General features: G+C 72.7%; 24 protein-coding genes. 16 read left to right on the forward strand and 8 right to left on the reverse strand.

Annotation, left to right across the window (positions count from 1 at the left end):
• Nucleotides 1–20: 20 nt before the first annotated feature.
• Genes bioB through bioD form a run of 3 tightly spaced genes read left to right on the forward strand, consistent with a single transcriptional unit; the run spans nucleotide 21 to nucleotide 3238 of the window.
• Entirely contained in the window at nucleotides 21–1247 is a 1227-nt protein-coding gene (gene bioB, locus AC068Z_RS35970; RefSeq protein ID WP_478565655.1) for a biotin synthase BioB, read from the forward strand.
• On the forward strand, nucleotides 1240–2520 hold the full coding sequence (locus AC068Z_RS35975) for an adenosylmethionine--8-amino-7-oxononanoate transaminase (RefSeq protein WP_478565658.1): 1281 nt from the start codon (nucleotides 1240–1242) through the stop codon (nucleotides 2518–2520). The genes bioB and AC068Z_RS35975 overlap by 8 nt, the downstream gene beginning before the upstream one ends.
• Before the next feature lies 1 nt (nucleotide 2521).
• The gene (gene bioD, locus AC068Z_RS35980) at nucleotides 2522–3238 is read left to right on the forward strand and encodes a dethiobiotin synthase (RefSeq protein ID WP_478565661.1); all 717 of its coding nucleotides are present in this window, start codon (nucleotides 2522–2524) and stop codon (nucleotides 3236–3238) included.
• 31 nt (nucleotides 3239–3269) lie between these two features.
• Here the strand turns inward: bioD and AC068Z_RS35985 are convergent, their stop codons facing one another.
• Nucleotides 3270–5531, reverse strand: coding sequence for a helix-turn-helix transcriptional regulator (locus AC068Z_RS35985; protein ID WP_478565664.1), 2262 nt, complete (start codon nucleotides 5529–5531; stop codon nucleotides 3270–3272).
• A 116-nt stretch (nucleotides 5532–5647) separates the two neighbouring features.
• Between AC068Z_RS35985 and AC068Z_RS35990 the strand changes: the two genes are divergently transcribed.
• Together AC068Z_RS35990 and AC068Z_RS35995 are read left to right on the forward strand one after the other, a co-directional pair.
• A complete protein-coding gene (locus AC068Z_RS35990; protein ID WP_478565667.1) occupies nucleotides 5648–6334 on the forward strand; it encodes an esterase/lipase family protein in 687 nt (228 codons plus the stop codon).
• 88 nt (nucleotides 6335–6422) lie between these two features.
• Nucleotides 6423–7106, forward strand: coding sequence for a class I SAM-dependent methyltransferase (locus tag AC068Z_RS35995; RefSeq protein ID WP_478565670.1), 684 nt, complete (start codon nucleotides 6423–6425; stop codon nucleotides 7104–7106).
• 57 nt (nucleotides 7107–7163) lie between these two features.
• Here AC068Z_RS35995 and AC068Z_RS36000 read toward each other — a convergent pair whose 3' ends face one another.
• Both AC068Z_RS36000 and AC068Z_RS36005 read right to left on the reverse strand, forming a co-directional pair.
• On the reverse strand, nucleotides 7164–7538 hold the full coding sequence (locus AC068Z_RS36000) for a fic family toxin-antitoxin system, toxin component (protein ID WP_478565673.1): 375 nt from the start codon (nucleotides 7536–7538) through the stop codon (nucleotides 7164–7166).
• Nucleotides 7539–7542: 4 nt separating this feature from the next.
• Nucleotides 7543–7770: an antitoxin gene (locus AC068Z_RS36005; RefSeq protein WP_478565676.1), complete on the reverse strand. Its 228-nt coding sequence runs from the start codon at nucleotides 7768–7770 to the stop codon at nucleotides 7543–7545.
• A 169-nt stretch (nucleotides 7771–7939) separates the two neighbouring features.
• Between AC068Z_RS36005 and AC068Z_RS36010 the strand changes: the two genes are divergently transcribed.
• From AC068Z_RS36010 to mug, 8 genes are all read left to right on the forward strand, one after another.
• Nucleotides 7940–8755 (forward strand): ABC transporter ATP-binding protein, encoded by an 816-nt coding sequence (locus AC068Z_RS36010; protein ID WP_478565679.1) that lies wholly within the window; start codon nucleotides 7940–7942, stop codon nucleotides 8753–8755.
• 4 nt (nucleotides 8756–8759) lie between these two features.
• Nucleotides 8760–11327 carry an ABC transporter permease gene (locus AC068Z_RS36015; protein ID WP_478565681.1) on the forward strand — a complete coding sequence of 856 codons (2568 nt, stop codon included), beginning with the start codon at nucleotides 8760–8762 and terminating at the stop codon, nucleotides 11325–11327.
• Complete coding sequence (locus AC068Z_RS36020) at nucleotides 11328–11810, forward strand: GNAT family N-acetyltransferase (protein ID WP_478565951.1); 483 nt, start codon at nucleotides 11328–11330, stop codon at nucleotides 11808–11810.
• Between the two features lie 147 nt (nucleotides 11811–11957).
• A complete protein-coding gene (locus AC068Z_RS36025) occupies nucleotides 11958–13403 on the forward strand; it encodes a hemolysin family protein (protein WP_478565684.1) in 1446 nt (481 codons plus the stop codon).
• Entirely contained in the window at nucleotides 13400–14413 is a 1014-nt protein-coding gene (locus AC068Z_RS36030) for a hemolysin family protein (RefSeq protein WP_478565687.1), read from the forward strand. Before AC068Z_RS36025 ends, AC068Z_RS36030 begins: the two co-directional genes overlap by 4 nt.
• A 77-nt stretch (nucleotides 14414–14490) precedes the next feature.
• Nucleotides 14491–15264 (forward strand): SGNH/GDSL hydrolase family protein, encoded by a 774-nt coding sequence (locus AC068Z_RS36035; protein ID WP_478565690.1) that lies wholly within the window; start codon nucleotides 14491–14493, stop codon nucleotides 15262–15264.
• A gap of 73 nt (nucleotides 15265–15337) precedes the next feature.
• A complete protein-coding gene (gene purB, locus AC068Z_RS36040; protein ID WP_478565693.1) occupies nucleotides 15338–16780 on the forward strand; it encodes an adenylosuccinate lyase in 1443 nt (480 codons plus the stop codon).
• The gene (gene mug, locus AC068Z_RS36045) at nucleotides 16777–17328 is read left to right on the forward strand and encodes a G/U mismatch-specific DNA glycosylase (RefSeq protein WP_478565953.1); all 552 of its coding nucleotides are present in this window, start codon (nucleotides 16777–16779) and stop codon (nucleotides 17326–17328) included. Before purB ends, mug begins: the two co-directional genes overlap by 4 nt.
• On the opposite strand, the gene AC068Z_RS36050 is transcribed toward mug, so the two are convergent.
• The 3 genes from AC068Z_RS36050 to AC068Z_RS36060 are packed head-to-tail and all read right to left on the reverse strand — an operon-like array spanning nucleotide 17306 to nucleotide 19388.
• Entirely contained in the window at nucleotides 17306–17683 is a 378-nt protein-coding gene (locus AC068Z_RS36050) for a hypothetical protein (protein ID WP_478565696.1), read from the reverse strand. The two genes, mug and AC068Z_RS36050, sit on opposite strands and share 23 nt — an antisense overlap.
• Before the next feature lie 56 nt (nucleotides 17684–17739).
• A complete protein-coding gene (locus AC068Z_RS36055) occupies nucleotides 17740–18465 on the reverse strand; it encodes an ABC transporter permease (protein ID WP_478565699.1) in 726 nt (241 codons plus the stop codon).
• The gene (locus tag AC068Z_RS36060) at nucleotides 18462–19388 is read right to left on the reverse strand and encodes an ABC transporter ATP-binding protein (RefSeq protein WP_478565702.1); all 927 of its coding nucleotides are present in this window, start codon (nucleotides 19386–19388) and stop codon (nucleotides 18462–18464) included. The genes AC068Z_RS36055 and AC068Z_RS36060 overlap by 4 nt, the downstream gene beginning before the upstream one ends.
• A 108-nt stretch (nucleotides 19389–19496) precedes the next feature.
• On the opposite strand from AC068Z_RS36060, the gene AC068Z_RS36065 reads away from it, so the two are divergent.
• From AC068Z_RS36065 to AC068Z_RS36075, 3 genes are all read left to right on the forward strand, one after another.
• Complete coding sequence (locus AC068Z_RS36065; RefSeq protein WP_478565705.1) at nucleotides 19497–20651, forward strand: sensor histidine kinase; 1155 nt, start codon at nucleotides 19497–19499, stop codon at nucleotides 20649–20651.
• A 14-nt stretch (nucleotides 20652–20665) separates the two neighbouring features.
• Nucleotides 20666–21328: a response regulator transcription factor gene (locus tag AC068Z_RS36070; RefSeq protein WP_478565708.1), complete on the forward strand. Its 663-nt coding sequence runs from the start codon at nucleotides 20666–20668 to the stop codon at nucleotides 21326–21328.
• A 77-nt stretch (nucleotides 21329–21405) separates the two neighbouring features.
• Complete coding sequence (locus AC068Z_RS36075) at nucleotides 21406–22563, forward strand: ROK family transcriptional regulator (protein WP_478565711.1); 1158 nt, start codon at nucleotides 21406–21408, stop codon at nucleotides 22561–22563.
• 73 nt (nucleotides 22564–22636) lie between these two features.
• On the opposite strand, the gene AC068Z_RS36080 is transcribed toward AC068Z_RS36075, so the two are convergent.
• The gene (locus AC068Z_RS36080; RefSeq protein ID WP_478565714.1) at nucleotides 22637–23398 is read right to left on the reverse strand and encodes a GntR family transcriptional regulator; all 762 of its coding nucleotides are present in this window, start codon (nucleotides 23396–23398) and stop codon (nucleotides 22637–22639) included.
• 234 nt (nucleotides 23399–23632) lie between these two features.
• On the reverse strand, nucleotides 23633–24517 hold the full coding sequence (locus tag AC068Z_RS36085; RefSeq protein WP_478565717.1) for an RNA polymerase sigma-70 factor: 885 nt from the start codon (nucleotides 24515–24517) through the stop codon (nucleotides 23633–23635).
• Between the last annotated feature and the right edge of the window lie 36 nt (nucleotides 24518–24553).

Here is a 24553-nt window from a genome sequence, read left to right on the forward strand (position 1 = left end):
GTAGGACAGGATCAGCTCTCATGGACCTGCTGAACACGCTGGTGGACAAGGGGCTGCGGCGCGAGCTGCCGACCCGCGAGGAAGCCCTGGCCGTCCTCGGGACGTCCGACGACGACCTGCTCGATGTGGTGGCCGCGGCCGGCAAGGTGCGCCGGCACTGGTTCGGCCGTCGGGTGAAACTGAACTACCTCGTCAACCTCAAGTCCGGCTTGTGCCCGGAGGACTGTTCCTACTGCTCGCAGCGGCTCGGCTCGACCGCCGGGATCCTGAAGTACACCTGGCTCAAGCCCGACGAGGCCTCGAAGGCGGCGGCCGCGGGGCTCGCCGGCGGCGCCAAGCGCGTCTGCCTGGTGGCCAGCGGACGCGGTCCGACCGACCGTGACGTGGACCGGGTGTCGGACACCATCAAGGCGATCAAGGACCAGAACGAGGGCGTCGAGGTGTGCGCCTGTCTCGGGCTGCTCTCCGACGGCCAGGCCGAGCGGCTGCGGGAGGCGGGCGCGGACGCCTACAACCACAACCTCAACACCTCCGAGGCCACCTACGGCGACATCACCACCACCCACACCTACGCGGACCGCGTCGACACGGTGCAGAAGGCGCACTCCGCCGGTCTGTCCGCCTGCTCCGGTCTGATCGCGGGCATGGGCGAGAGCGACGAGGACCTGGTGGACGTGGTCTTCTCGCTGCGCGAGCTGGACCCGGACTCGGTGCCGGTCAACTTCCTCATCCCGTTCGAGGGCACCCCGCTCGCCAAGGAGTGGCACCTCACCCCGCAGCGCTGTCTGCGGATCCTCGCGATGGTGCGGTTCGTCTGCCCGGACGTCGAGGTGCGCATCGCCGGTGGCCGTGAGGTGCATCTGCGCACGATGCAGCCGCTCGCGCTGAACCTGGCCAACTCGATCTTCCTCGGCGACTACCTCACCAGTGAGGGCCAGGCGGGCAAGGCCGACCTCGAGATGATCGCCGACGCCGGGTTCGAGGTGGAGGGCGCCGAGGAGGTGACGCTGCCGGAGCACCGGGCCACCGCCGGGGGCGGGGGCTGCGGGTCCCACGGAGGGGGCCAGGACGGCGGCCACGACTGCGGTGGCTGCGGGTCCCACGAAGGCGGTGGCTGCGGGTCCCACGAAGGCGCCGGAGTCTGCGGTTCCGCACCGGTTCAGCAGGCCGAGCCCGGGGAGGTGCGCAGCGACCTCGTCGCCGTACGCCGCCGCGGCGCCGGCACGGATCTCGCGCCCAATGCCTGACCTGAGCGTGCCCGAGCTGCTGGACCTCGACCGGAAGCACGTGTGGCATCCGTACGGGCCGATGCCGGGCCAACAGGAACCGCTCGTCGTGGAGTCGGCGAGCGGGGTGAGGCTGCGGCTGGCCGACGGCTCGGGCGAGCTGGTCGACGGGATGTCGTCCTGGTGGTCGGCCATCCACGGCTACAACCACCCGGTGCTCAACGAGGCGGCGCGCGAGCAGCTCGGCCGGATGAGCCATGTGATGTTCGGCGGGCTCACGCACGAGCCCGCCGTCCGCCTCGCGAAGCACCTTGTCGACATGTCTCCCGAAGGGCTCGAGCATGTCTTCCTCGCCGACTCGGGGTCCGTGTCGGTCGAGGTCGCCGTCAAGATGTGCCTGCAGTACTGGCGCTCGCTCGGACGGCCCGGCAAGCAGCGGCTGCTGACCTGGCGGGGCGGCTACCACGGGGACACCTGGCAGCCGATGTCGGTGTGCGATCCCCAGGGCGGGATGCACGAACTGTGGACGGGCGTGCTCCCCCGCCAGGTCTTCGTCGGCCCGCCGCCCGTCGAGTACGAGGAGTCCTACGCGGACGAACTGCGCTCGGCGATCGAGCGGAACGCCGACGAACTGGCCGCGGTGATCGTGGAGCCGGTGGTGCAGGGCGCGGGTGGCATGCGGTTCCACTCCCCCGCCTATCTGCGCGTGCTGCGCGAGGCGTGCGACGAGCACGGCGTGCTGCTGGTGTTCGACGAGATCGCGACCGGGTTCGGGCGCACGGGCGCGCTGTTCGCGGCGGACCACGCGGCGGTGACGCCGGACGTGATGTGCGTGGGCAAGGCGCTGACCGGCGGCTACCTGACGATGGCCGCCACCTTGTGCACCTCGCGGGTGGCCGACGGGATCTCGCGGGGCGAGGTGCCGGTGCTGGCGCACGGGCCCACGTTCATGGGCAACCCGCTGGCCGCCGCGGTCGCCTGCGCCTCGATCGAGCTGCTGCTCGGCCAGGACTGGCTCGCGGAGGTGAAGCGGATCGAGGCGGGACTGCGCGAAGGGCTGGCCCCCGCCGCGGAGTTGCCGGGTGTGCGGGACGTACGGGTCCTCGGTGCCATCGGGGTCGTCCAGCTCGACCACCCCGTGGACATGAAGGCGGCCACCGAGGCTGCCGTGCGCGAGGGCGTATGGGTACGGCCCTTCCGCGATCTGATCTACACGATGCCGCCGTACGTCACGGGCGACGCGGACCTGGCGCGGATCACCCGCGCGGTGTGCGCGGCGGCACGGGAGGGCTGAGATGACGGTTCTGGTGATCACGGGCACCGGCACGGAGATCGGCAAGACGGTCACGACCGCGGCCGTGGCCGCCACGGCGCTGGCCTCCGGCCGCACGGTGGCGGTGCTCAAGGCGGCCCAGACCGGGCTGCGACCGGACGAGCGCGGGGACGCCGACGAGTGCGCGCGGCTCGCCGGAGGGCTGACGACGGCCGAACTCGCCCGCTATCCCGAGCCGTTGGCGCCGGGGACGGCGGCCCGGCGGTCCGGTCTGCCGCCGGTGCGTCCGCGGGAGATCGCCGAGGCTGCGGCGAAGCTGGCCACCGAGCACGATCTGGTGCTGGTCGAGGGGGCGGGCGGCCTGCTGGTCCGCTTCGACGAGTCGGGCGGCACCCTGGCCGACGCGGCCGGACTGCTGGCGGCGCCGGTCGTGGTGGTCACCCCCGCGAGCCTGGGCACCCTCAACTCCACCGAGCTGACGGCCCGTGAACTGCGGTCCCGGGGTGTGGACTTGCTGGGCGTGGTGATCGGCAGCTGGCCCGACGCGCCCGATCTGGCGTCCCGTTGCAATGTGGCGGACCTGCCGGAGGTGTCCGGGGCGCCCCTGGTGGGCGCGCTGCCCGCCGGGTCGGGGGCCCTGGCACCGGCCGACTTCCGGGCGGCTGCGCCGAGTTGGCTGGGCCCGGAGCTGGGCGGGACGTGGGACGGCGCCGCGTTCCGGGAGCGCGCCGCCGTCTAGGTATTCGGGGCGAGCAGCCGCATCCCTGCGTCTAGGTCTTCTGGGCGAGCAGTCGTACCAGTTCGATCCGGGACCTGATGCCCAGGCGGGCGAACACACCGCGCAGGTGGTGGTCGATCGTGCGGGGGCTCAGGGCGAGGCGGGCCGCGATCTCGCGGTTGGTGGCGCCCTCGGCCGCCATCCGGGCCACCAGGAGCTGTTGCGCGGTGAGGCGGGCGGTCGGGTCGTCGTCGGTGACGGGTGCGGGGTCCGCGGGGGCGCCCAGGGCGCGGAGTTCGGCGCGGGCCTGGGCCGCGCAGTGCGGGGCGCCGAAGTACTCGAACGCCGCCAGGGCGCTGTGCAGCCGGTCCCGTGCCTCCGTTCGGCGGCGCAGGCGTCGTAGCGCCCCGCCGAAGAGCAGCTCCGTGCGCGCGCGTTCGAAGGCGCGGGTGCCGCGTCCGTGCAGCGCGAGGCCGCCCCGGTAGTGCTCGACGGCCTCGGCGCCGGGCGCGAGCAGCGCGCGGCAGCGGGCGCTCAGGGCCAGGTCGTCGGCGCTGCCCACGGTGCTCGCCCAGCGGTGGTAGTCGGCGTGGGCCACGCGCGCGATCCGGGTGTCTCCGGTGCGGACGGCGGCCTCGACGTAGTGCGGGGTGGCCAGATGGCGGATCGCGCGGTGACCGTGCCCCGGGCCGAATCCGGCCTGCGCCCGCAGCCGGGCCGCCGCCGCGGCGAACCGGCCACTGCCCAGGTCGAGAACGGCGAGCGCCCACTGCGCGAGGGCCGCGGGCAGACCCAGGCCGTGGGCGAGGGCGTACGACCGTGCCGTGGCCGCGCGTTCGCGGCACAGGTCCGCGTCGCCGGTGAGCGCCGCGAACATGGCGAGGGCGGCCTGGAGATGGCAGGCGCCGTTGTCCTGCCCGGTGGCGTGGGCCTGCCACAGGGCGTCGGTCGCGGCTGTCTCCCCGGCCCGGGGGCGGCCGGTCCAGAAGTCCGCGTACGCCCGGAACTCCATCGCCTGCGCGACGTCGACCGTGGCGCCCCGGGCGCGGGCGGAGTCGGCGGCGCGGAGGGTGGCGCCGGCCGCGCGGGTGTGGTCGCCGAGGAGCAGGGCGGCGATACCGGCGTGGATCAGCAGGGTGGGGTCGCCGCCGGGCCCGCACCGCCCGGCCGCCGCCTCCAGCAGCTCGCGCGCGTCGGTGTAGCGCCCGTCGAAGGCCGCCACCAGACCGCCCAGCGTGCCAGGCACCGCGACCCCGAGCCGCTCGGCGGCCCGGGCCGCCTCCCGCAGTCGGCGCACGTCTCCGGTGTAGATGGCGGCCTCGGTGGCCCGTGCGAGCAGGTGGGTGGCGCGTCCGCCCTGCTCCCGCCCGGCTTCCCCGAGCAGTATGTCGAAGGCGTCGGTGGTGTTTCCCGCCCGCAGGGCGAGGACGCCGGACAGCGCGGCGACGGTCGTCGGTCCGCGGTCGGGACCCCACTCTTCATCCCCCTCCGCACCCGGGAAAGCGCCGCCCGCTCCGGTGGCCAGGGCTCCGGTGAGCCCGCCCGCGGTCGCGAGCCGGCGGGCGCGGTCGCTGTCGCCGGACTGCCAGGCGTAGTCGGCGGCGCGGGCCGACAGGGCGGTCTGCTCGGGTGGTTCGGGGCAGAGGGTGGCGGCGCGTTCGGCGAGGGCGCGGGCGAGGGTGAGGCGTCCCGTCTGCTCCGCCGTCCGCGCCGCGTCCCCGAGTTCCGCCGCGAGCCGCGCGCTGGGGCCGAGGGCACCCGCGCCGCGGTGCCAGGAGCGCCGGGGCGTCTCGCCGTCACCGTGCAGCACCCGGGCCAGCAGCCGGTGCACGTCGCGCCGGTCCGCCGGGCTGCCCGTCTCGTACGCGGCGATGCGCGTCCAGGCGTCGCGGAACACGACACCGCCCGCGCCGGCGTGCGCGACACCGGCCGCCTCGGCGGCCTCCAGCGGGCGGATGTCGAGGCGGGCGGCCGTGACGGCGCGCAGGAAGGCATGGGTGGCGACCGGGTACTGGTCGGCGGCCGCGAGCAGCAACAGCAACCTGGTGTCGTCCGGGAGTTCCCGGATCTCCGCTCGATGCGCGTAGAGGAACGCGGGCGCCAGCTGGACGGGTTCGGTGGGGAGCGGGTCAAGTCCGGCCGCCTGCCTCGCCGTCAGCCTCGGGACGGCTTCGGCGGCGGCGCGCGGATCGCCGTACACCGCACGCAGCAGTCGCACCCGCACGGCCTCGGGGAGGTCCGGCTGCCGCCGGTCGTCCGTGAGCCGCGGTGTGGAAGTGCGGTCGAGGGGCGGGGGGTTCACCGGAGTCGCCACTCAAATGACGTTACTGGCGAGTTAATTGACACGTAAAGACCGGCGATTTCACCGATGCGGCGCGCGTAGACCCCGGCCGACACTCCTGGCGACCCCACATGCCTCAGGAGGCACTCATGCAGCGCACCGCGCGTCGCATCGTCACGGCCGTCTCGGCGACGGCCGCCTCGCTCCTTCTGGCTCTCTCCCTCTCCCCCACACCCGCCCAGGCGGCGGCCCACAACCCCGTGGTCTTCGTGCACGGACTGAGCAGTTCGTCGAGCAGCTGGGACGACTGGATCGCCGACTTCAAGGCGGACGGCTACACCTCCTCCGAGCTGTACGCCTGGTCCTACAGCTGGTCCCAGTCGAACGTGACGACCGCCGGCCAGCTCGCGAGCTACATCAACACCGTGCGCGCCCAGACCGGCGCCGCGAAGGTGGACCTGGTCGTCCACTCCATGGGGGCGCTCAGCTCCCGGTACTACCTGAAGAACCTGGGCGGGACGGCGTACGTGGACGACTTCGTCTCGACCGCCGGCACCAACCACGGCACCACCACCGCCTCGTGGTGCTCCTGGCTGTACACCTCCTGCGCCGAGATGTACACCGGCAGCTCCTTCCTCACGGCGCTGAACTCCGGTGACGAGACCCCGGGCAGCGTCTCGTACGCCAGTTACTGGTCCAACTGCGACGACGCGCTCACCCCGGACACCACCGCGATCCTGAGCGGGGCGACCAACGTCGAGGTCGGCTGCGTCTCGCACACCGACATGAACAACGACTACGGCGTCTACGAACAGGTGCGCGACTTCATCGCCTGAGCCGCGCGCCGAGGGCGCACAGCGGGGGTGCGCGGCGGGCGTCCGGGGGACAATCGGGGTACGGCCCGTCCGTCCTCGGGAGGTCCCCATGCCGCTTCGGTCCACCGGCTCCGGCAAGGTGCCGCGGGATGTCGTGCACCATCCGCTGTTCGCCCGCTACTACGCCCGCTTCAGCGTGAGCGCCGAGACGAAGATGGGCATCGGCGCGCTGCGCGACCGGATGCTCGCCGGGCTCTCCGGGCGGGTGATCGAGATCGGCGCGGGCAACGGCCTGAACTTCGCCCACTATCCGGGCACCGTCTCGGAGGTCGTGGCGATCGAGCCGGAGCGGGTGCTGCGCCAGTTGGCGGTGGACGCGGCGATGCGCGCCGAGGTCCCGGTGGACGTGGTGCCGGGGGCGGCGGAGGCCCTGCCGGTCAAGAGCGAGGCCTTCGACGCGGCGGTGGTCTCGCTGGTGCTGTGCAGCGTCCGTGACGTGCCGCGGGCGCTGTCGGAGATCCGGCGGGTGCTGCGGCCGGGCGGTGTGGTGCGGTTCCTCGAGCACGGGCGGGGCGGCGGACGGGTGATGGCCTTCACCCAGCAGGCCCTGGACCGGACGGTGTGGCCGCTCGTCAGCGGCGGCTGCCACACCGCCCGGGAGCCGGTGGCGTCCCTGCGCGGCGCCGGGTTCGAACTCGGCCCCTACCGACGGATCATGGTGCCGGACAAGGGACCGGCGCTGCCGACGTCGTACTGCGTGCTGGGCACGGCCTGGCGGCCGGTCTCCGAATGAGTAGCCGGTCTCCGAATGAGTAGCCGGTTTCCGGCTGAGTAGCCGGTCTCCGAATGACTACGCGCACCACTGCCGCAGCTCCCGCGCGATGTCCTCCACCGACGCCTCGCCGCTCTTGACCAGCCGGGCCAGTTCGCGGACCTGTTCCGGTGTGGTGACGACCTTCAGGCCGCTGGCGACCAGGTAGGCATAGGCCACGGCGGAGGCGAAGAGGGCGTTGGAGCGCTCCAACGCCGGGACGTGGATGAGCAGTTGCAGCAATGCGGCGGCTCGGGCGTGCGGGGTGTCGTAGACCGGGACGTCGAAGATCTCGGCGTCATGGCGGGCGACGGCGGCGATCAGCGCGCCCCAGTCGGTGACTTGCGGATCGCCCGGGGTGTTCTGTTCGGCGAGCATCAGCAGCCAGGCGAGGTCGATCCGGAGGTTGCTCAAGAGATCAACGACGACCTTCGCGCTCCGTGCCGAACTCCTCGACGAAGACCGACTCGTACTGCTTCATGAAGTCGGCGGCGGCCTCCACGAAGGTGTGGCCGACCTCGCCGGTGTCCTGCCGGACCAGTTCCTCGATGTAGCGGTTGACGCTCATGCCGCGCGCGAGGGCACGTTCGCGGGCCGCGCGGGCGGTGCCCTCGTCGACGCGGACGTTCAGCTGCGTTTTCGCCATACCTTGAAGCTAGCGCTGGGACGCTAGCGTCGGCAAGCCTCAATCCGCGGCCTCGGATGCTCGGCCTCACCCCGGTCTCATTCCTGGGGTGGAGAGCGGCTCGGACCCCAGGGGGATATCCGGTGTGCGCCGGATCACACTACGCTCGGGCCCTGACAAGGAAGTCGCGATGTCCACGACCGAGGAGGCAGCCTTGTCCACTGCGGCTCAGGTGAAGGACACCGCCGACCCCGTAGCAGCCCGGGCCCGCGGTCTGACCAAGGCGTACGGCTCGGGCGAGACGACGGTGCTGGCGCTCGACTCGGTGGACGTGGACATCGCCCGCGGCCGGTTCACCGCGGTCATGGGTCCCTCGGGGTCCGGCAAGTCCACGCTGATGCACTGCCTCGCCGGGCTCGACAACGTCTCGGCCGGCCAGGTGTGGCTCGGCGAGACCGAGATCACGGGCCTGAGGGAACGCGAGCTGACGCGGCTGCGCCGGGACCGGATCGGGTTCATGTTCCAGTCGTTCAATCTGATCCCGACGTTGAACGCCGCCGAGAACATCACCCTGCCCATGGACATCGCGGGCAAGAAGCCCGACGAGAAGTGGTTGGACCAGGTCATCGACACCCTCGGTCTGCGCGACCGCCTGAAGCACCGGCCCGCCCAGCTCTCCGGTGGCCAGCAGCAGCGTGTCGCCTGCGCCCGCGCCCTCGCCTCCCGCCCGGAGCTGATCTTCGCCGACGAGCCCACCGGGAACCTGGACTCACGGGCCGGACTGGAGGTGCTCGGCTTTCTGCGCGACGCCGTCGACCAGCTCGGGCAGACCGTCGTGATGGTCACCCACGACCCGGGCGCCGCCGCCCACTCCGACCTGGTGCTCTTCCTCGGCGACGGCCGCATCGTCGACGAGATAGCCCGTCCCACGGCGGAGGCGGTGCTGGAGCGGATGAAACGGTTCGACGTGATCCGGGGGGCCGCCGACGCCCCCGAGGAGGACTGACCCGGTGCTCAAGGCGACGCTGCGCAGCTTCCTGGCCCACAAGGGGCGGCTGCTGCTCTCCGCCCTCGCGGTGATCCTGTCCGTCGCGTTCGTCGCGGGCAGCCTGATCTTCTCGGACACGGTCAGCCGTACGTTCGACCGGCTCTTCGCCTCGACCGCCGCCGATGTCACGGTCAGCCCGAAGGAGGAGCTCGACGAGGCGCTGCCCTCCGGCTTCACCCCCACCCTGCCGGCCTCGCTGGTGGAACGGGCGGCGCAGGTCGAGGGCGCGGAATCGGTGCGCCTCGACGTGGACGTGGAGGGCATCACCGTCGCCGACGAGGACAACGAGTCCGTCGGACCGACCACGGGCGCCCCCACCATGGGCACCAACTGGAACCCCACCGACCGCAGCCCGGTCGAGCTGACCTCCGGTCACGCGCCAGAGGGGCCGGACCAGGTGCTGGTCGACGCGGACACCGCCGACAGCAAGGACGTCGCCATCGGCGACACGCTCACCGTGATCGCCGCGCCCGGCTCGTTCAAGGTGAAGGTCGTCGGCATCGCCACCTTCACCACCACCAACCCCGGCGCCGCCCTCGTCTTCTTCGACACCCCGACCGCGCAGACCAAACTGCTGGGCGACGCGGACGCCGGGACCGGCCTCTCCGTCGACGCGGCGGAGGGCGTCAGCGATCCTCAGCTCAAGGAGCGGGTCGCCGCCGCCCTGGGCGCGGACGACTACGACTTCCGTACGGCCGACGAGCAGGCCGAGTCGGACGTGGAGCAACTGGGCGGATTCCTCGACATCATCAAGTACGTGATGCTCGGCTTCGCCGGGGTCGCCGTGCTGGTCGGGGTGTTCCTGATCGTCAACACCTTCTCGATGCTGATCGCCCAGCGCACCCGCGAGCTGGGCCTGCTGCGCGCCCTGGGCGCCGACCGGCGCCAGGTGCGGCGCTCGGTCCTCACCGAGGCGCTGCTGCTGGGCCTGGTCGGTGCCTCGCTGGGCCTGGCCACGGGAATCGGGCTGGCCATCGGGCTGATCGAGCTGATGGGCCTGCTCGGCATGAACATCCGCTCCGCCGACATGGTGATCGGCTGGGCGACCCCGGTCTCGGCGTACGTCGTGGGCCTCGGCGTCACCTTCGTCGCGGCCTACCTCCCGGCCCGGCGGGCGGCGGCCGTCTCCCCGATGGCGGCGCTCGCGGACGCGGAGATCGCCGGGGTGGGCAGGCCGCTGCGGGTGCGCGCGGTGGTGGGCACGGTGGTCGGGGCGCTGGGCGCGGCGGCGCTCGTGGGGTGCGTCACCGCCTCGGAGACGTCGTCGGCCGCCTCCCTGCTGGGCCTCGGTGTGCTCCTGACGCTCATCGCGACCGTCATCGCGGGCCCTCTCCTGGTCCGGCCCGTGATCCGGGTGCTGGGCGGGGTGTTCCCCGCGCTGTTCGGCTCGATCGGCCGGATGAGCCAGCGCAACGCCCTGCGCAACCCACGCCGTACGGGCGCCACCGCGGCCGCCCTGATGGTCGGGCTCGCGCTGGTCGGCGGGATGTCGGTGGCGAGCGCGTCGATGACCAAGTCCTTCGACGAACAGATCGACAAGACGCTGGGCGCCGACTTCGTCGTGCAGAACAGCAACTTCGTCCCGTTCCCCGAGGAGATCACCGAGAAGGTCCGCGACACCGAGGGCGTCGGCCTGGTGGTGCGCTCCCGGCTCACGACCGTCGCGGCGCGGCTGCCCGACGGCGACCGGGTCGAGACCACCGCGGCGGGCTACGAGCCGCAACTCGACGAGGTCGCCAACCTCACGTACGCCGAGGGCGACACGGCCGCCGCGCTGGCCGACGGCAGCATGGCCATGGACCGCGACTTCGCCGAGGAGCACGGAGTGCGGGTCGGCAGCACCATCCCCCTGACGTTCCAGGGCGGGCGCACGGCCGAGCTGAAGGTCGGGGCGCTGACCGACCAGGACTCCGCCGACGGCTTCGGCACCCAGGGCGGCATGTACTTCGGTCTGGCCACGCTGGAGCGGTACGCGCCGGGCGGGCAGGAGTCCGCGGTCTACGTCAACGCCGCCTCCGGCACCAGCGCCGACGACCTGCGCGCGAACCTGGAGGAGACCCTCGAGCCGTACCCCCAGGTGCAGGTCCGCGACCTCGCCGACTACAAGGAACTCGTGCGCGACCAGATCGCCGTACTGCTCTATCTCGTGTACGCGCTGCTCGGGCTCGCTATCGTCATCGCCGTGCTCGGCGTGGTCAACACCCTCGCCCTGTCGGTCGTGGAGCGGACCCGGGAGATCGGGCTGTTGCGGGCGATCGGGCTGTCCCGGGTCCAATTGCGCCGGATGATCCGGCTGGAGTCGGTGGTGATCGCGGTGTTCGGCGCGGTGCTGGGTCTCGCGCTCGGTCTGGTGTGGGGCGTGTGCACCCAGCAGGTGCTGGCCCTGCAGGGCATGACGGCGCTGGCGATCCCCTGGGGCACGATCGTGGCGGTGGTGATCGGCTCGGCGGTGGTGGGCATCGTGGCGGCACTGCTGCCCGCGCTGCGGGCCTCCCGGATGAACGTGCTGGCCGCGATCGCGCACGAGTGACTGTCCGGATGCCGAAATTCCGGCCCTGCGGCGGGCCACCGATGGTGTGATCATCGCATGACCGAACTGCGCGTACGGGCCGCCGGGCCCCAGGACCTGGACACCGTGCTGGCCTTCTGGAAGGCCGCCGCCGAGGGCACGAGCATCAGCGACGACCGGGACGGGGTGGAGCGACTGGTGACCCGCGACCCCGAGGCACTCCTGCTCGCCGAGCGCGACGGCGAACTGGTCGGCACGGTGATCGCCGGCTTCGACGGATGGCGCTGCCATCTGTACCGGCTCGCCGTCCATCCGGACCACCGCCGCCAGGGCATCGGCACGGCCCTGCTCGCCGCCGCCGAGGAGCGCTTCGTACGGCTCGGGGGCCGACGCGGGGACGCGATGGTGCTCCAGCGCAACGAGCGGGCGCAGCACGCCTGGCGCGCGGCGGGGTACCTTCCGGAGGAGCACTTGCGGCGCTGGGTGAAGCCCCTCACCGACTGACCGCCTTTGCCCGTCCTTTACTCTTGAGTGACCACTCCCGGCTCTCGTATGAAAGGTGTGTGAGCGTCCGCCCATGGGCGAGCCTCCCAGTACGCGACATCGCGCGCTCCCTCCCACCCTGTCCGATCATGGGACGGAGGTGACCCGATGACCGAAGTGCTCCTGCTGCTGGTGGCGATCCTGCTGTCGCTCGCCTGTGGCGCCTTCGTCGCCGCCGAGTTCTCGCTCACCACCGTCGAGCGCGGCACGCTGGAACAGGCCGCGCAGCGCGGCGAGCGGGGCGCCGCCGGAGCCCTGAAGGCCGTACGGAATCTGACGTTCCAGCTTTCCGGCGCCCAGCTCGGCATCACCGTCACCAACCTCGTGGTCGGCATGCTCGCCGAGCCGTCCATCGCGCGGCTGCTCTCCGGCCCGCTGGAGTCGCTCGGCGCCTCGCCGTCCACGGCGAGTTCGATCGCCCTGGTGATCGGCACCGCGCTGTCCACGGTCGTCCTGATGGTCATCGGCGAACTCGTGCCGAAGAACTGGGCGATCTCCTCCCCGCTCACCGTGGCCAAAACGGTGGGCAACGCGCAGCGCTGGTTCAGCGCGGCCTTCCGCCCCTTCATCACGCACCTGAACAACACCGCGAACCGGATCGTGCGCCGCCTGGGCGTGGAGCCCACCGAGGAGCTGGCCGCCGCGCGCGGGCCGCAGGAGCTGGCCGCCCTCGCGCGGCACTCCGCCAAGGAGGGCGCGCTGGAGGCGGACACCGCCGAGCTGTTCGTACGGACCCTGAACCTCGCCGACCTCACGGCGGAGAACGTGATGACCCCCCGCGTGCAGGTCATCGCCCTGGAGGCGTCGGCGACCTGCGAGGACGTGGCCAACGCCACCCGCGCGACCGGTCTGTCCCGGTTCCCCGTCTACCGCGGCACCCTCGACGCGGTCGTCGGCACCGCGCACATCAAGGACGTCCTCGCCATACCCGCGGAGCGCAGGCCCCGGGTCCGGGTCGCGGACCTGATGCGCGAGCCGCTGCTCGTCCCGGAGACGCTCACCGTCGACCGGCTGCTGGACCGGCTCTCCGGCAAGCGCACCATGGCCGTCGTCATCGACGAGTACGGCGGCACGGCGGGCGTGGCCACGCTGGAGGACATCGTCGAGGAGGTCGTCGGCGAGGTGCGCGACGAGCACGACCCGCACGAGACGCCCGACCTGGCCCCCGCCGGCAGCGACGACTCCGGCCGGTCCCTCTTCTCGGCCGACGGCTCGGCGCGGATGGACCAGCTCGCGCGCGTGGGCCTCAAGGCGCCCGACGGGCCGTACGAGACGCTGGCCGGCCTCGTGGCCACCGAGCTGGGCCGGATCCCCGAGGCCGGGGACCGCGTGCAGGTCGCCGGGTGGCGGCTGGACGTCACGGACGCCTCCGGGCGCCGGGCGGCGAGGGTGCTGATGCACGCGCCGCCGGCCGACGAGTTCGACCACATGTCCGACGACACGAAACGCGGCGCGTCCGACGACTCGAAACGCGGCGCGTCCCACGACACGAGCCGCGGCGCGTCCCATGAGACGTCCCACGACGCTTCCGGCGACAAGGGGGAGACGCTGTGACCGCGATCCAGTTGCTGATCGGCTTCGCGACCCTCGTCGTCAACGCCTTCTTCGTGGGCGCCGAGTTCGCGCTGATCTCGGTGCGCCGCAGCCAGATCGAGCCGTACGCCGACCAGGGCGACCGGCGCGCGAAGAGCGTGCTGTGGGGTCTGCAGCACGTGTCCGCGCTGATGGCCGCCGCCCAGCTCGGCATCACGCTGTGCACCCTGGTCCTGGGTGTGGTCGCCGAACCGGCCATCGAGCATCTGCTGGAACCGGTGTTCCACGCCCTGGGTGTGCCGGAGGGCGCGGGGCACGCGGTGTCCTTCGTGATCGCGCTGACCCTGGCGACGTATCTGCACATGCTGCTCGGCGAGATGGTGCCCAAGAACATCGCGCTGGCGGAACCGGTGCGCAGCGCGCTGCTGCTCGGGCCGCCCCTGGTGACCCTGTCCCGCGGACTGCGCCCGGTGATCTTCACCATCAACGCCTTCGCCAACACGCTCCTCAAGCTGCTCCGCGTGGAGACGAAGGACGAGGTCACCGCGACCTTCTCGGACGCGGAACTGGCCCGTCTGGTGAGGGACTCCGGCGAGGCGGGGCTGATCGACGAGCGGGCCCGGGAGCGGCTGCACGACGCCCTGGAGCTGGGCCGGCGGCCCGTCCGTGACGTGGTGCTCCCGCTGGAACGGGTCGTCTACGCACGCGTGGGCGTCACACCGGAGGAACTGGAGGGCCTGTCGGCCGAGTCCGGGTTCTCCCGCTTCCCGGTGGTCGACGAGGGCCGCCGGATCGTGGGCTACCTCCATGTGAAGGACGCCCTGGACGCCTCGCCCCGGGACCTGCCGTTCCGGGTGCCGGACATGCGGCCCATCGCGCGGGTGCGGGAGAGCACCCCGCTCGACGACGTGCTCACCGCGATGCGGGGCAGCCGGACGCACCTCGCGGCGGTACTCGGGGACGACGGACGTCTCTCGGGCCTGGTGACCATGGAGGACGTCCTGCGGGAGCTGTTCGGGCAGCGGGCCTGAGGCGCGGGGGCCCTCGTCGGAGGGCCCCCGGCCGACCGACCGCTGGGTATGCGCCTCGGGATACCATTTCTCTCGCTATGCAGACGAACCCCGCACACACCAGCCTGGTCGCCGTCGGCGACTCCTTCACCGAAGGCATGTCGGACCTGCTCCCGGACGGTTCCTATCGGGGCTGGGCCGATGTCCTCGCCACACGGATGGCCGCCCGGACGCCCGGCTTCCGGTACGCCAATCTCGCGGTGCGGGGCAAGCTGATCGGCCAGATAGTCCAGGAGCAGGTCCCGGTCGCGGCCGCCATGCGCGCCGACGTGGTGACGCTGGTCGGCGGCCTCAACGACACCCTGCGGCCCAAGTGCGACATGGGCCGGGTGCGCGGGTTGCTGGAGGAGGCGGTGGAACGCCTCGCGCCTTCCTGCAAGCAGCTGGTGCTGATGCGCAGCCCCGGCCGCCAGGGCCCGGTGCTGGAGCGGTTCCGGCCGCGCATGGAGGAACTGTTCGCCTGCGTCGACGAGCTGGCCGCGCGGCACGGCGCCGTCGTCGTCGACCTCTACGGCGCCCCCTCGCTCGCCGACCCGCGACTGTGGGACGTGGACCGGCTGCACCTGACCGCCGAGGGTCACCGACGGGTGGCCGAGGCGGTGTGGCAGACGCTCGGCTACGAGCCGGAGGACCCGGAGTGGCACATCCCGCTGCCGGCCTCCCTGCCGCCGGGCTGGGTCGACCGCCGGGTCGCGGACGCCCGCTTCGCCCGGCAGCACCTGCTGCCGTGGATCGGCCGGCGCCTGACCGGGCGCTCCTCGGGCGACGGCCTGCCGGCCAAGCGGCCCGATCTGCTGCCGTACGACGCGTGACGCCCGTCTCGTAGCTTCCGCCGAACGGGACCGTGGCGCTGGCCTGCACGAACCGCCAGTAGAATCTGGACACGTGACTTCAGCGCCCGCCAAGCCCCGCATCCCGAACGTCCTCGCCGGACGCTACGCCTCCACCGAGCTCGCCACGCTCTGGTCCCCCGAGCAGAAGGTGAAGCTGGAGCGTCAGCTCTGGCTCGCCGTGCTGCGGGCCCAGAAGGACCTCGGCATCGAGGTGCCGGACGAGGCGATCGCCGACTACGAGCGTGTCCTCGACACCGTCGACCTGGCCTCCATCGCCGAGCGCGAGAAGGTCACCCGGCACGACGTGAAGGCGCGGATCGAGGAGTTCAACGACCTCGCCGGGCACGAGCACGTGCACAAGGGCATGACCTCCCGCGACCTGACGGAGAACGTCGAGCAGCTCCAGATCCGGCTCTCCCTGGAGCTGATGCGCGACCGTACGGTGGCCGTCCTGGCGCGCCTCGGCAAGCTCGCGGGCGAGTACGGCGAGCTGGTCATGGCCGGCCGCTCGCACAACGTGGCCGCGCAGGCCACCACCCTCGGCAAGCGCTTCGCCACTGCCGCCGACGAGCTGCTCGTCGCCCACGGCCGGGTCGAGGAGCTTCTCGGCCGCTACCCGCTGCGCGGCATCAAGGGCCCGGTCGGTACGGCTCAGGACATGCTGGACCTGCTCGGCGGGGACGCGTCGAAGCTCGCCGAGCTGGAGGACCGGATCGCCGGGCACCTCGGCTTCTCGCAGGCCTTCACCTCCGTCGGCCAGGTCTACCCGCGCTCGCTGGACTACGAGGTCGTCACCGCGCTGGTGCAGCTGGCGGCGGCGCCGTCCTCGCTGGCCAAGACGATCCGCCTGATGGCCGGGCACGAGCTGGTCACCGAGGGCTTCAAGCCGGGCCAGGTCGGCTCCTCCGCGATGCCGCACAAGATGAACACCCGCTCCTGCGAGCGCGTCAACGGCCTGATGGTCATCCTGCGCGGCTACGCCTCGATGACCGGCGAGCTGGCGGGCGACCAGTGGAACGAGGGCGACGTGTCCTGCTCGGTGGTGCGCCGGGTCGCGCTGCCGGACGCCTTCTTCGCGCTGGACGGACTGCTGGAGACGTTCCTGACGGTGCTGGACGAGTTCGGCGCGTTCCCGGCGGTCGTGGCCCGTGAGCTCGACCGCTACCTGCCCTTCCTCGCCACCACCAAGGTGCTCATGGGCGCGGTGCGGGCCGGTGTGGGCCGTGAGGTCGCGCACGAGGCGATCAAGGAGAACGCCGTCGCCTCCGCGCTCGCCATGCGCGAGCAGGGCGCCGAGCGCAACGAACTGCTGGACAAGCTGGCGGCGGACGAGCGGATCCCGCTGGACCGGGCCGCGTTGGACGCGCTGATGGCCGACAAGCTGTCGTTCACGGGCGCCGCCGCCGCTCAGGTGGGCGTGATCGTGGGCCGGATCGAGGAGATCGTGAAGCAGCGTCCGGAGGCCGCCGGGTACACCCCGGGAGCGATCCTCTGACGCGCTTCACCGCCGAGGAGTTGGAGGCCGCCCGCGAGCGTCTGGTACCGGACGTGGTCGCGGACGGCCTCCGCGTGCTGTTCTGCGGCATCAATCCAGGGCTGATGACGGCGGCGACCGGCCACCACTTCGCCCGCCCCGGCAATCGCTTCTGGCCCGTGCTGCACCTGTCGGGCTTCACACCGAGGCTGCTCAAGCCCTCCGAGCAGGGCGAGTTGTTGTCGTACGGGCTCGGCATCACGAACGTCGTGGCGCGGGCGACGGCCCGGGCGGACGAGCTGAGCGCCGAGGAGTACCGGGAGGGCGGACGGCTGCTCGCCGAGAAGGTCGGCAGGCTGCGGCCGCGCTGGCTGGCGGTCGTGGGGGTGACGGCGTACCGGGCGGCCTTCGACGACCGCAAGGCCCAAGTGGGGCCTCAGGAGCGGCTGATCGGGGACACGCGCGTGTGGGTGCTGCCGAATCCGAGCGGGCTGAACGCGCACTGGACGGCGGCGACGATGGCGGAGGAGTTCGCACGGCTGAGGGTCACGGCGGATCCTCCTTCGTGATCAGGACGAACACCTTGGGCATGTCCTCCTCCTCCCGGTCGAGGACCGTCAGGACCACCCAGCCGTCCTCCACCTCCCAGGTGCGCAGTTCCGTCGCGAAGACGCTGAGCAGGGCCCAGGCCTCGGCTATTCGCCCGCCGCGGGCGCCACGCTCGACGAGCGTGGTGGTGCCCCACCGGGACGGCTCTCCCCAACGCGCGGTCAGCAGCTCGGCCACGGCCGCCTCGTAGGCGTAGCAGTCCTCCGCGCTCCGCCAGTCGCGCGGCCCTAAGACGGCCTGGTGATAACCGGGCCGCGCCGGAATCTCCCGTGCGCGGAGCCCGTCGATCAGGGCGAGGTCCTTCGCGATGTCCATGTGATCCAGTAAACCCGCCGCCACTGACAATTGGCGGGCCGTCAGTCGACGTCCGGTCAGGCGTCCCGGCGGCGTACGCTCCACGCCCCCGCGAGCAGCGCGCCCGCCGTCCACAGCGCGGTGACCGCGAGCCCGGTCCACGGGCCGAGCGTGCCGTCGTACGTCTCGTGCAGGGCCACCTGGCCCGCCTTGTCGGGCAGGAAGTCGGTGAGGCCGCCCGCCGCGTCGCCGATGACGAAGGAGACGACGAGCACGAACGGGATCATCAGGGAGAGCGTGGCCACGCCGCTGCGCAGGAGGGCCGTGAGTCCGGCCGCCAGCAGGGCCATCAGCGTGAGGTAGAGGGAGGAACCCAGGATCCCGCGCACCTGCTCGCCCGCGTCGAGTCCGCTCGCCGCGTCGCCGAGCCCGGCGCGTCCCACGGCGAGGGCGGCGAGCGAGGTGGCCAGTGCGACGCCGAGGGTCGGCACGGCGATGGCGGTCACCTTGGCCGCGAACCACCGCCCTCGCTGGGGAACCGCCGCCAGCGACAGCCGCAGCGCTCCCCCGTGATACTCGGCCGACACAGCCAACGCCCCGAAGCTGATCGCCGCGATCTGGCCGGGCAGGACCCCGGACAGCGCCGTGAACAGCGGGTCGAAGTCCGGGTCCGCCGGCTCGGCGCCGGCCACGGCGGAGAAGGCCGTCGTCACGGCGAACAGGGCCAGGAGCGTCCCGCCCAAGGAGCGAAGGGTGCGGATCTTCAGCCACTCGGAGTGGAGCACGGGGGCGATGGTCGTCATCGTCGGACCTCCTGAAGCGATGCGTTGAACTCGGCCTCGGTGGCCGTCAGATCGAGGTAGGCCTGCTCCAGGGTGGCCTCCTCGGCGGCCAGTTCGAGCAGGGGGACGCCCGCGGCGGAGGCGAGGCGGCCGATGTCGTCCACGCGTGCGTGCTCGACCGTCCAGTGCCCCTCGTCGTGCCGCACGGCGTCATGGCCGGCCCGGGAGAGCGCGGTGGCGAGCGCCGCGCCGTCCGTGGTGCGGATGCGGACCCGGGGCCGCACGCGTGCGTGGATGAACTCCCGCATCGGGGTGTCGGCGAGCAGACGTCCTCGTCCCAGCACCACGAGGTGGTCGGCGAAGGAGGCGGTCTCGTTCATCAGATGGCTGGAGACCAGGACCGTGCGCCCCTCGTCGGCCAGCCTGCGCAGCAAGGCGCGGATCCAGACGATGCCTTCAGGATCGAGGCCGTTGGACGGCTCGTCGAGCATGACCACCTCGGGGTCGCCGAGGAGCGCGGCCGCGATGCCGAGCCGTTGGCGCATGCCCAGGGAGTACGTCCGCACGCGGTGCCGGGCCACGGACGCGAGGCCCGTCTCCGCCAGCACCTCGTCGACCCGGCGACCCGGGATGCGGTTGCTCGCCGCGAGGACCCGCAGATGGTCGCGGCCGGTGCGGGAGCCGTGGGCGGCCTGCGCGTCGAGCAAGGCGCCCACGCGGCGCAGGGGTTCGTCCAGGGTCGCGTAGGCGCGGCCGCCGATCGTGGCGGTCCCGGAGGTCGGCCGGTCGAGGCCGAGCACGAGCCGCATGGTGGTGGACTTCCCGGCGCCGTTCGGTCCGAGGAAGCCGGTGACGCGGCCGGGGAGCACACGGAAACCGAGCTGGTCCACGGCTCGGCGGGTGCCGTACTCCTTGGTGAGGGCTTGGACTTCGATGCTGGTCATGGCAGCAGCCTGGCCGGTCGGCGGGTGCCCGTGCCTCCCCCGCGCGTGGAGATCGTCTCCCCCGAGCGGGGGAGGTCCGTTGTCAGTGGCGGCTGGCACGATGTCGCAATGGCCCGCTTTCTGCGCCCGCTGCTCCGGGGGACGACGTACACACGCCTGCTGCACCTGTGGGTGCCGATGCTGATCGTCAGCGTGTGGCTTTTCATCGACATGTCGACTCCCTGGGTGCCCGCGCTCGCGCTGGTCCCGCTCGGGCTGATCCCGGCCGTGCGCACGGGCGAGGGGGTGCAGGCCCGGCTGCTCCTGGTGTCCGGCGCGGACGACGCGGGCATCTCCGTGCGGGCGTCGGCGAGTTGGCGGGACCGGCTGCGCACGGTGCTGTGGCTTCAGGCGCGCATGGCGCTGGGCGCGGCGGCCGTCTTCGCCACCGTCTGGCTGCCCCTGCTCTCGTTCCAGCTGGTGGCCTTCGGGGCCGCCGGGGACTCCGGCGGCGTCCCCGTACTGCGGGACGCGCCTGCGCACTGGCCGTACGCCCTGCTCGCGCCGGTCCCCCTCGTGCTGCTGTACGGCGTGGTGGTGGGGCTCGGTGAGCTGGTCACCGCCGTCGCCCGCGGGTTGCTCGGGCCGTCGGCCGTCGAGCGGCTCGCCGCCCTGGAGGAGCGCACGGAACAGCTGCTGGAGCGCAACCGCATCGCCCGCGAACTGCACGACTCGATCGGCCACGCCCTCACGGTCGCCGTCGTCCAGGCGGGTGCCGCGCGCGCGGCGGGCGATCCGGCGTTCACGGACCGGGCCCTGGAGGCGATCGAGGAGACCGGGCGGGCCGCGCTGGAGGATCTGGAGCGCGTGCTGGGCATCCTGCGGGAGACGGAGCGGCCCGCGAGCGGCCGGCCCACGCTGGTGGACGCCGACCGGCTGCTGGAGTCGGCACGCGCCGCCGGTGCGAAGGTCGACGCCGAGGTCAGCGGAGCGCTGGACACCGTGCCGGGGCCGGTCTCGCGCGAGGGGTACCGCATCCTCCAGGAGTCGCTGACCAACGTGCTGCGGCACGCGGACGGCGCCCCCGCCGGCGTACGCGTCGACGTCACCGAGCGGGCCCTCGTGCTGGAGGTGCGCAATCCGCTGACGGCCGCGGCCCCCGGCCCCGGGCGCGGCGGCGGACTGCGCGGCATACGCGAGCGCGCGGCCCTGCTCGGCGGGCGCGCGCACACCGGTCCGGCCGACGGCGACTGGCAGGTGCACGTCGAGCTGCCGCTGCGCTGATCTACGCTGGCCGGATGCCGGTCACCGTTCTCCTCGTCGACGACGAACCCCTCGTACGCGCGGGTCTGCGGGCCGTTCTGGACGCGCAGCCGGACATCGAGGTCGTCGGGGAGGCCGCGGACGGGGCGGCGGTGATCCCGCTGGTCCGCTCCCTGCGTCCGGACGTCGTCGCCATGGACGTACGGATGCCGCTGCTGGACGGGATCGAGGCCACGCGCGCGGTGCTGCGTTCGGTCGACGATCCGCCGAAGATCCTGGTGGTGACGACGTTCGAGAACGACGAGTACGTCTACGAGGCGCTGCGCGCCGGAGCCGACGGGTTCCTGCTGAAGCGGGCCCGGCCCGCGGAGATCGCGCACGCGGTGCGGCTCGTCGCGGAAGGCGAGTCGCTGCTGTTCCCGGCGTCGGTGCGGCAGCTCGCCGCCGAACACGGCGAAGGCGGCGGGAATCCGGCGGCGCGGGCCGTGCTGGAGGCGGCCCGGCTGACCGAGCGGGAGGCGGAGGTGCTGCGGCTGATGACACGCGGCCTGTCCAACGCCGAGATCGCGGCGCGGATGGTGGTGGGCACGGAGACGGTGAAGTCGCATGTGAGCGCCGTACTGGCCAAGCTCGGGGCCCGGGACCGCACGCAGGCGGTGATCACGGCGTACGAGTCGGGGTTCGTGGCTCCGGGGTGACGTCACCTGGCACTCGCCGGGGTCCCTCCGGCCGAGTAACATCCGGCCAACACGCGCACGAGCTGGGAGGACGGACGGTGGGGCGGCTGACCGGCGGGGATCCCTCGCTGCTGCGAAGGATCAACTCCGCGGTGGTGCTGCACGCGCTGCGTGCCACGGACTGCGCGACGCTGACCGAGATCACCCGGGTGACCGGACTGTCCCGGCCGACCGTCGAGGGGGTCGTCGAGGATCTCATCGGGGCGGGCTACGTCGTCGAGCAGGCCGCCGACGAGAGTGTCGCGCGACGCCAGGGACGCCCGGCCCGGCGTTACCGGTTCCGGGCCGAGGCCGGTCATCTGCTGGGTCTGGACATCGGACCGCACCGGGTCGCCGCGGTGCTGTCCGACCTCGACGGCCGGATGCTGGGCTCCATCGCCAAGGACGTCGAGGAGACGGCCACCGCGGACGAGCGGCTCGAGCGGCTGCGCACGGCGGTCGCGGACCTGCTGCGCCGGGCGGGTGTGGCGCGGGGCTCGCTGCGGGCCGTGGGCGCGGCGACGCCCGGGATCGTCGAGGCGGACGGCACGGTACGGCTGAGCACGGCACTGCCGGAGTGGTCGGGACTGCCGCTGGGCGAGCGGCTGAGCCGGTCCTTCAAGTGCCCGGTGCTGGTCGAGAACGACGCCAACGCGGCGGCGGTCGCCGAGCACTGGAAGGGCGCCGCCACCGAGTCCGACGACATCGTGTTCGTGCTGGCGGGGCTGAGCCCGGGCGCCGGTTCGCTGATCGGCGGACGGCTGCACCGGGGGTACGGCGGGGCGGCCGGCGAGATCGGGGCGCTGCATCTGCTCGGGCGCGAGGCGACGCCGGAGACCCTGCTGTCGACCACGGACGAGCCGCTGCACCCGCTCGACGAGCAGGCGGTCGCCGAGGTGTTCGCCAAAGCGCGCGAGGGCGACCAGCGGGCCCGCGCGGCCGTGGAGCGCTTCATCCAGCGGCTCGTGCACGACGTGGCCGCCCTGGTCCTGGCCCTCGACCCCGAACTCGTCGTGGTGGGCGGCTGGGCCGCCGGTCTGGACGGTGTACTGGAGCCGCTGCGCCGCGAGTTGGCGCGCTACTGTCTGCGCCCGCCGAAGGTCACCCTGTCCCTCCTCGGCGAGGCGGCCGTGGCGACAGGGGCGCTGCGGCTGGCCCTGGACCATGTGGAGGAGCAGCTGTTCGCGGTGGAGGGGACGGTGACGGCGCGCCGCTGAGGCCCGCCCTCACCTGCCCAACGCCTCGCGCCCCGGAGGAAGTTCCGGGGCGCGGCGTACCGGCTGCGGCGGCTCAGGACGCCTGGCGCTCCGGGCCCTCGTGGATCTCCACGCCACCGGAGTCGCCGAAGGTCAGGCGGCAGGTGTCCGCCCGGTAGGTGGCGACCGAGAGGGCAGCGGTGCGGCCCCCGGCGACGTAGCGGGTCGTGACGACGAGGACGGGCGCGCCGGGGAGCCGGTCGAGCTGCTTCGCGTCGTCCGCGCGGGCCGAGCCGAGCTCGACGGCGCTGTCCTGGCCGTCCAGCTCCAGCCGCTGCAGCTCGCGCAGCACCGCACGCGCGCGTGCCGCTCCCGCGGGCGCGTCGATGGCCGTGAGGTCGGGCACCGAGGACGCGGGGACGTAGAGCAGCTCCGCGGCGACGGGCTGGCCGTGCGACACGCGAGAGCGGCGTACCAGGTGCACGGGCTCGTCCGGGGCGGTCTCCAGGGCCGCGGCGACGCTCGCCGGCGGGACCTCGAGGGTGCTGTCGGCGGGCTGCCAGTCGTCGCCGGCCGCCCCCGGCCACAGGTGCTGTTCGGTGCCGACCGCGACCCCCACGCGCGGCGGCGCCACCGTCGTACCGACGCCCCTGCGGCGCTGGAGCCTGCCCTCCAGTTCGAGCTGCTCCAGAGCCTGGCGGAGCGTCGCGCGGGCCACGCCGAAGCGGGCGGCCAGATCACGCTCGTTGGGCAGGATCTCCCCCACGGAGAACTCCGAGTCGAGCGCCTCGCTGAGCACGGTCTTGAGATGCCAGTACTTCGGTTCCGGCACCGATTCCAGTTGCGTGGTCCCCACCCTGTCCTCCGCAATCGCCGTGGTCCGGCGGCGTTTTAGCGCCCTTGTTTATTAAAGGTTGTTGCACTTCTCTGCGACCATAGGGCGGCCCCCACCCTTGGTCAAGACCAATCCTCGATCCCTTGTGCGCCCCATGTGGGGGCCGCCGTAGAGCGTTCATGGGGCGTTCGCACAGGGCCGTTTTCGTGACGCGACGGCAAAGCCCCCGTCGCGGAACGGGGGCTCGCGGGGCGTCTAGTCGAGGTCCAGCGACCGCAGCTTGTCGGGGTTGCGGACGACGTAGATCGACTGGATCCGGCCGTCGAGGATCTCCAACTGGAAGACGCTGTCGGGTGTGCCGTCATTCAGGGCGAGCAGGGCGGGGCCGCCGTTGAGCTCCAGGAAGCGGAAGGAGACTCGCGGTACCCCCTTGTCGGCGGCGCCGACCAGGAAGCGGCCCACCTTCTCGGCGCTCTCCACGACCCGCAGCGGCGCCCTGGACTTGCCGCCGCTGTCGCCGACCAGGCGGGCGTCCGGGGCGAGCAGCGACATCAGCCCCTCCAGATCGCCCTCGGACGCGGCGGCGAGGAAACGTTCGGTGAGGTCACGGCGCTCGACGGGGTCGACGTCGTAGCGGGGGCGCCGCTCGTCGACGTGCCTGCGGGCCCGTCCGGCCAGCTGGCGGACGGCCGGTTCGCCCCGGTCGAGCATCGCGGCGATGTCGCCGTACGGGTAGCCGAAGGCCTCCCTCAGTACGAACACGGCCCGCTCCAGCGGCGACAGTGACTCCAGGACGACGAGGACGGCGAAGGAGACCGTGTCGGCGAGCACCGCGCGTTCGGCGGTGTCCGGAACGGTGTCCCCGAAATCGGTGACGTACGGCTCGGGCAGCCAGGGTCCGACGTACGCCTCGTTGCGCGCCTTGACCTGGCGCAACCGGTCGACGGCCAGGCGGGTCGTGACGCGCACCAGGAAGCCGCGCGGGTCGCGTACGCCGGCGCGGTCCGCGCTCGTCCAGCGCAACCAGGCCTCCTGAACGACGTCCTCCGCGTCGGCCACGCGGCCGAGCATGCGGTAGGCGACGTCCAGGAGGACGGGGCGGTGCTCTTCGAAGACGTCGGTCACGATGTCGGTGCTCACGGCATCCATCCCAGCCGACCGGTCCGGCGCTGTCCA

The organism is Streptomyces sp. NPDC043726 (genome assembly GCF_056436565.1).